Consider the following 6,680-nt stretch of genomic DNA (forward strand, 5'->3'; position numbering starts at 1 on the left):
CACGTCCTAAGCCCTGGCTCATGTCCCTCTCCACCACCATCAAATCCATCCAGGACATCATGCGCAAGGATGTCGGCGTCGATGGCGACGCGCAGCGCATCGGCCAGCTCGTCTGGATGTTCTTCCTGAAGATCTACGACGACAAGGAAACCGAGTACGAGCTGCTCGAAGCGAACGATGGCGACTACCGTTCGCCGATCCCTGAGCCGCTGCGCTGGCGCAACTGGGCGGCCGACCCCGAGGGCATGACCGGCGACGAGCTGCTCGACTTCATCAACATCCGGCTCTTCCCCACCCTCAAGAACCTGCAGCCGGCGCATGCCGACCGGCGCGGCTTCGTCATCCGCAGCGTCTTCGAGGATGCCTACAACTACATGAAGTCCGGCCACCTGATGCGCCAGGTGATCAACAGGATCGTCGCCGGCGTCGACTTCAACAAGGCGCAGGACCGTCACCTCTTCGGCGACCTCTACGAACAGATCCTGCGCGACCTGCAGAATGCCGGCAACGCCGGCGAGTACTACACGCCGCGCCCGGTCACCCAATTCATGGTCGATGCGGTCGCCCCCCGATTGGGCGAGAAAATCCTCGACCCGGCCTGCGGCACCGGCGGCTTCCTCACCTGCGCCATCGAACACGTGCGCAAGCAACACGTCAAGACGGTCGAAGACGAGCAACTCCTGCAGCGCTGCATCAACGGCGTCGAGAAGAAGCCCCTGCCGCACCTGCTGTGCACCACCAACATGATCCTGCACGGGCTGGACGTGCCGACCAACGTCCGCCACGACAACACCCTCGCCCGCCCGCTGCGCGACTACGGCCCGCGCGACCGCGTCGACGTCATCGTCACCAACCCGCCCTTCGGCGGCATGGAAGAAGACGGCATCGAGAGCAACTTCCCCGCCACCTTCCGCACCCGCGAAACCGCCGACCTCTTCCTCGTCCTCATCATGCACCTGCTCAAGGACGGCGGCCGCGCCGCGCTGGTGCTGCCCGACGGCACTCTGTTCGGCGAAGGCATCAAGACGCGCATCAAGGAGCAACTGCTCGAAACCTGCAACCTGCACACCATCGTCCGCCTGCCCAACGGCGTCTTCAACCCCTACACCGGCATCAAGACCAACCTGCTGTTCTTCACCAAGGGCACGCCGACACGGGACGTCTGGTTCTACGAACACCCCTACCCGCCGGGGGTGAAGAGCTACAACAAGACCAAGCCGATGCGCATCGAGGAATTCGCAGCCGAAAAGGCGTGGTGGAACAACCGGGTCGAGAACGAACAAGCGTGGAAGGTCAGCGCCGCCGACATCAAGGCGCGCAACTACAACCTCGACATCAAGAACCCGCACAGCCCGGATGCTGTGGTGCATGATCCGCAGACGCTGCTCGCCGACTACGCGGCCTTGCAGGTGAAAATTGGCGAGACGCGAAGTCAGCTCAGGGCAGTCTTGGCAGACGCACTGGAGAATGGAAAGTGAAACCCCTGGTCTATGTCGAGACCTCAGTCATTTCCTACCTGACCGCCCGCACCAGCAGCCATCTGGTCACGGCAGCGCGGCAGGCGTGGACCAGTGAATGGTGGGAGATTGCCCCAAGCCATTGGGATCTGAGGATCTCCGAGCTCGTCATCCGCGAAGCGGCCCGCGGCGACAGCCAGGCAGCCCAACGCAGACTGGCTGCCTTGGCATCCATGGCTATCGTCGAAATGACAGAGGAGTCGCAGATCCTGGCAAGGCGACTCATCGAGATTGGCGCTGTACCGGCCTCCGAACCCGAAGATGCCTTGCACATTGCCGTGGCATCGGTGTCCAACGCAGAGTTTCTGGTGACATGGAATTTTGCACACTTGGCCGGTCCCGCCGCCAAGATGAAGTTGCAGAACCATCTGCGTGAAATTGGCGTCCATATCCCCCTGTTGACCACACCTGAAGAACTGATGGAGAGCTGAGATGGCAACCGACACCATACCCCCCGAATCCGGCATTTTTCACAAAGCGCCCGACCCCATCCTGGCCGAGTTGTGGGAGGTCAAGCGGCAGATCAATGAAGAAGCGGGCTATCAGGTTGAAGTCGTCGCACGAAGCGCTCATGAAGCCGCCGAATTGATTCGCCTGCAGCTTGCTGAACGCGCGCAGAGGGAGGCGGGCTGAATCCCGATGGCGGCGCTGACCGTTGATGTGCCGGACGAATTGGCCGAGGAGTTCAATCGCCTGTTTGCCAATGTCGACCCGGATGCACTCGTGACCACCTTGCTGGTCGACTTGCTCGACCGAGTCAGACGGTTGCCCTCTGCCCGGCAGGTGATCGCAGACAATCCAGACCTGCCCATCGGTTTCGTGCTCGATCTGCTCGAAGCCAGGGCTGAAGGACGCCAATCCGCCATGCCGTTCTTGCCCGGTATTCAACCGCTTGTTCTTGCTGGCGACACGTGAAAGGAGAACCCGTGCGGCCATCCATTGCTCTCGATCGTGAACGCCATGCCATCCGTGAAGCAGCCAATCGCTTCAACACGGCGAACCCGCGCATCTTCGGGTCGGTGCTGCATGGCACCGACCGGGAGGGTAGCGACCTGGATTTGCTGGTCGACGCGCTGCCGGGAACCACCCTGTTCGACCTGGGCGGGCTGCAAGACGAACTGGAATCCCTGCTTGGCGTTCATGTCGATCTCTTGACCCCGGCCGACCTGCCGCCAAAGTTCCGCGCCAAAGTCCTCGCCGAGGCCCGGCCGGTATGAGCGAGAGCCGCCTGACCGACTTTCTCGATTACATGCGGCAGGCAGCGGCGGATGCGTGCTGCTTTGTGGAGGGCATGAGCAAAGACGATTTCCTTGAGGACAAGCGTACGCAACAGGCGGTCATCATGAGTCTCGTCATCATCGGAGAAGCCGCGACCAAGGTCATGGAAGGCCATCCGGCGTTTGCCGATGCACACCCTGAAATACCGTGGCGCAGCATGCGAGGCAATGCGCAAGCGCATTGCTGACGGCTACTTTCGCCATCAACCTCGATGTGGTGTGGGACACCGTGCAAACGGCACTGCCGGCGCTCCTGCAACAATTGCCTGCCGCGCAACGTGACGCTGACGACAGTCCTTCGCTACCCGATGCGTAGTGATTTCACCCGACCGCGCGAGCATCCAACAGTGAACCTCCCCGACCACCTCGACCTCATCGCCGCCGCGCCGGAGGGAATCCGGAAACTGCGCGGGCTGATTCTCGAACTGGCGGTGCGCGGCAAGCTGGTGCCGCAGAACCCGAACGACGAACCGGCGAGCGAACTGCTCAAGCGCATTGCGAAGGAGCGTGCGCGGCTGGAGGCGGACGGCACTTGCAGGAAATCGAAGGCAACACCACTCACGGATGAGGGCGCAAGACCATTCCCCGTTCCCGCTGGATGGTTGTGGGTACGCCTCGCAGAAATCGGCCACGATTGGGGCCAAAAGACACCGGATGCCGATTTCACCTATGTTGACGTATCGGCAATCGACAATGTACGAGGCTTGATCGATACGCCGACCGTCGTGGCTGCTGGCGACGCGCCTTCGCGAGCTCGCAAGATCGTCCAGCGGGGGACGGTTATCTATTCGACAATTCGCCCCTACCTGTTAAACATCGCCGTCATTGACCGCGATCTGACGCCCTCCCCCATTGCAAGCACCGCCTTTGCAGTCATACATCCGCTGGCCGGATTGTCGAGTCAATTCATATTCTGGTACCTGCGAAGCCCACCATTCGTGCGCTATGTAGAGTCCGTCCAGACCGGAATTGCTTATCCCGCAGTCAACGATTCGCAGTTTTTCTCCGGGTGGTTTCCGCTCCCGCCCCTCGCCGAACAACACCGCATCGTCGCCAAAGTCGATGAGCTGATGGCACTCTGCGACCGGCTGGAAGCGGAGCAGACGGACGCCGGGGCGGCGCACGCCAAGCTCGTCGCAACCCTGCTCGGGACGCTCACCCAAAGCGCCGACGCCGCCGAACTAGCCGCCAACTGGCAACGCCTCGCCGAACACTTCGACACCCTGTTCACCACCGAATCCAGCCTCGACGCCCTCAAGCAAACCATCCTCCAGCTCGCCGTCATGGGCAAGCTGGTGCCGCAAGACCCGAACGACGAACCGGCGAGCGAGCTGCTCAAGCGGATTGCGAAGGAGCGGGCGCGGCTGGAAGTGGAAGGCACTTGCAAAAAATCGAAGCCGGTACCGCCGGTGGGGAAGGATGAGCAGCCGTTTGGGTTGCCTGATGGTTGGCAGTGGGCAAGAGCGCAAGAAACATTCGACGTCAGAGACGGGACGCATCACACACCGAAATACGTGGAAGGTGATGGCATACCTCTCATCACAAGTCGGAACTTTGATGATGGCAAGATTTCGTTTGGGGATGCAAAACTCATTTCCGTTAAGGACCATGAGGCAATAAAAAGACGTTCAGGTGTCAGTCGAGGGGATATCCTGTATTCAATGATCGGGGGCAATATTGGCAATCAAGTGGTCGTCGATACCGACCGCGAATTCAGCATAAAAAACGTAGCCCTCTTCAAGTACTACCGGCAGGCAGATACCCTGCCGATGTTTTTGAATCTCTTCCTGAAAACCGTGACCTTTGGTTTGAAACGTAATGCAAGCGGGGGAGCGCAACCGTTTGTCGCGCTCTCTTTGCTAAGGAACATTCCGATCGCACTACCGCCTGTTGCCGAGCAACACCGCATCGTCGCCAAAGTCGACGAACTGATGGCCCTCTGCGACCGCCTCAAGGCCGGCCTCGCCGAGTCCCGCGCGCAACAGGAACGCCTCGCCACGACCCTGATCGAATCCGCCCTCAAGGCCGCATGAAACCGGAGCCGCCATGCCCATCCGTACCGACCTCTGGAAAGTCTCCGCGATCCCGGAGAGAAAGCGGAGAGAAAGGGGCCAGGGTCGGATTTTACAAACCAAAGACCTGCCCCGCCCGGATAGTCGCCTCGGCGGTTCTTACTCTGCCGCCAACTCAAACCGATGAATTCGGCTCAGGGCGTCGCGCATGGATTCCCGCGCAAGCTCGGTGTCGTAACGGGTCTGCAGGTTGATCCAGCTTTGCGCATCGGTACCGAAGAACGCCGCCAGGCGAAGCGCTGTATCCACAGTGATGCCGCGCATTCCTTGCACGATTTCGCCAATGCGGCGCTGCGACACGCCGATTTCCTTGGCCAGCCGATATCGGGTGATCCCCAGGGGCAGCAGGAAATCGTCCCGCAAAATCTTGCCGGGGTGAATTGGCGCCAGTTTGCCGGCGGCCACATCGGCCACGTCCGAGAAATCCATGCCGGCCATGTCTTCAGTGCGAATGCTCATGCTCTGTCCTTTTGGTGGTAATCCACGATCTCGACGTTCCAGGCGTGCCCGTCGTGCCATTCAAGACACAGCCGCCACTGGCCGTTGATGCGGATGCTCCATTGTCCGGCACGGTCCCCACCCAAGGCTTCCAGCCGGTTGCCCGGCGGTACGCGCAGAAAATCGAGCGACTCCGCCGCCTGTAATGTGCGCATCGAAGGTGCCGAACGCCCGGGTCCGGAACGGTTGCTGCCGTATTGCGCTCGACCGGCCTTCGCGCTCGAGCGCTGGCGTGATATCGACGCCGAACACCTGATCTACGAGAGCATCAAGCCCGGTCCCGGCGGCAGCATCAGCCTGATGCTCACGACCCGACTGCGAACGGCCGGCGGGAAAGATCCATCCAGCAGGGCTTGCCCGCCACGCACAGCCAACGATGGTGCAGCGCACGTAGCGCCGTGCAAGTCGGACTGATAGGGTTGCGGCGCTGAATTCAAGGTCGCGAATGCCTAAAGAAGTGACAATGACGCCAATGGCCACCCATGCCGACGCGCGCGGACCATATCGCAGCGCCATTTTTCCACAGGAGGAAGCATGATCACCCGGAGCGTATTCGCTATGCTCACGGCAGTCGTGACCAACACGCTGGCGGGCTGCGCCAGCATGGAGCCGACGGTTCCGGCCTCGGCGTTCTACCTCAGCTCACCCGGCATGGCGGATAACACGATGCTCGATCGCAAGTACGCCGGCAACGTCGCCAAGAATGCCAATTGCCTTGGCCAGAACGTCTCGCCCGCGCTGGCGTGGCGCAACGTCCCGGACAAGACCAGGAGCTTTGTCATCCTGTGGGACGATCAGGCCGGCCGCAGCGGACTGGGTGTCTCGCACGCCATTGTGTACGGCATCCCGGCCAGCGTGAACGCGTTCGCCGAAGGTGACTTGAGCGCCGCGCCCACCGCCGGCCGCTTTGTTGCGGGCAAGAACACAGTCGGCCTCGCCTGGCTCGGCCCCTGCCCACCGCGCGGCAACGCGCCACAGCACTACGTCATGACCATCATCGCCACCGACCTCGAGCCCGATGCCTTGCAGCCGGGACTGAGCCGGGAAGAGGTGCCCAAGGCGCTGCAGGGTGGGCACGCGCTACGCGCGGCGAGCGCCGTGTTCCGCTACGCCCACTGAGGCCAGTTAGTTTCGGCAGATCGCTCAGTGCCTGCCGTGCGCCGGGTGCGCCGGGTGCGCCGGGTGTGCTGGGTGTGCTGGGTGTGCTGGGTGTGCTGGGTGTGAGGGGTGCGCCGCCTGGGCGTGCAGGGCCTGGGCGATCGAGTGCCCGCGGTTGGCGACCAGCTGCGGCGCAAGGCTGCCGAGCAGCATGCCGA

Annotated in this window: 9 protein-coding genes and 1 pseudogene; 8 read left to right on the forward strand and 2 right to left on the reverse strand. The window is 61.9% G+C overall.

The features are described 5' to 3' along the window. Positions 1–20: 20 nt before the first annotated feature. From V5B39_RS21155 to V5B39_RS21185, 7 genes and pseudogenes are all read left to right on the forward strand, one after another. The gene (locus tag V5B39_RS21155) at positions 21–1,478 is read left to right on the forward strand and encodes a type I restriction-modification system subunit M (protein WP_332344815.1); all 1,458 of its coding nucleotides are present in this window, start codon (positions 21–23) and stop codon (positions 1,476–1,478) included. Next, positions 1,475–1,948 (forward strand): type II toxin-antitoxin system VapC family toxin, encoded by a 474-nt coding sequence (locus V5B39_RS21160; RefSeq protein WP_332344808.1) that lies wholly within the window; start codon positions 1,475–1,477, stop codon positions 1,946–1,948. The genes V5B39_RS21155 and V5B39_RS21160 overlap by 4 nt, the downstream gene beginning before the upstream one ends. A 1-nt stretch (position 1,949) precedes the next feature. Continuing rightward, a complete protein-coding gene (locus V5B39_RS21165; RefSeq protein WP_332344809.1) occupies positions 1,950–2,150 on the forward strand; it encodes a hypothetical protein in 201 nt (66 codons plus the stop codon). Positions 2,151–2,156: 6 nt separating this feature from the next. Next, entirely contained in the window at positions 2,157–2,432 is a 276-nt protein-coding gene (locus V5B39_RS21170; protein WP_332344810.1) for a hypothetical protein, read from the forward strand. 11 nt (positions 2,433–2,443) lie between these two features. Next, complete coding sequence (locus tag V5B39_RS21175; protein ID WP_332344811.1) at positions 2,444–2,734, forward strand: nucleotidyltransferase family protein; 291 nt, start codon at positions 2,444–2,446, stop codon at positions 2,732–2,734. Continuing rightward, positions 2,731–3,110 (forward strand): annotated as a pseudogene (locus V5B39_RS21180) (HepT-like ribonuclease domain-containing protein). Before V5B39_RS21175 ends, V5B39_RS21180 begins: the two are co-directional and overlap by 4 nt. 31 nt (positions 3,111–3,141) lie before the next feature. Then, a complete protein-coding gene (locus V5B39_RS21185) occupies positions 3,142–4,827 on the forward strand; it encodes a restriction endonuclease subunit S (protein ID WP_332344812.1) in 1,686 nt (561 codons plus the stop codon). Positions 4,828–4,965: 138 nt separating this feature from the next. Here V5B39_RS21185 and V5B39_RS21190 read toward each other — a convergent pair whose 3' ends face one another. Further along, a complete protein-coding gene (locus V5B39_RS21190; RefSeq protein ID WP_332344813.1) occupies positions 4,966–5,304 on the reverse strand; it encodes a HigA family addiction module antitoxin in 339 nt (112 codons plus the stop codon). 17 nt (positions 5,305–5,321) lie between these two features. Continuing rightward, a complete protein-coding gene (locus V5B39_RS21195; protein WP_434735748.1) occupies positions 5,322–5,603 on the reverse strand; it encodes a type II toxin-antitoxin system RelE/ParE family toxin in 282 nt (93 codons plus the stop codon). Positions 5,604–5,898: 295 nt separating this feature from the next. Between V5B39_RS21195 and V5B39_RS21200 the strand changes: the two genes are divergently transcribed. Next, positions 5,899–6,483, forward strand: coding sequence for a YbhB/YbcL family Raf kinase inhibitor-like protein (locus tag V5B39_RS21200; RefSeq protein WP_332344814.1), 585 nt, complete (start codon positions 5,899–5,901; stop codon positions 6,481–6,483). The last annotated feature ends 197 nt before the right edge of the window (positions 6,484–6,680 follow it).

Source organism: Accumulibacter sp. (genome assembly GCF_036625275.1).
GTDB lineage: Bacteria > Pseudomonadota > Gammaproteobacteria > Burkholderiales > Rhodocyclaceae > Accumulibacter.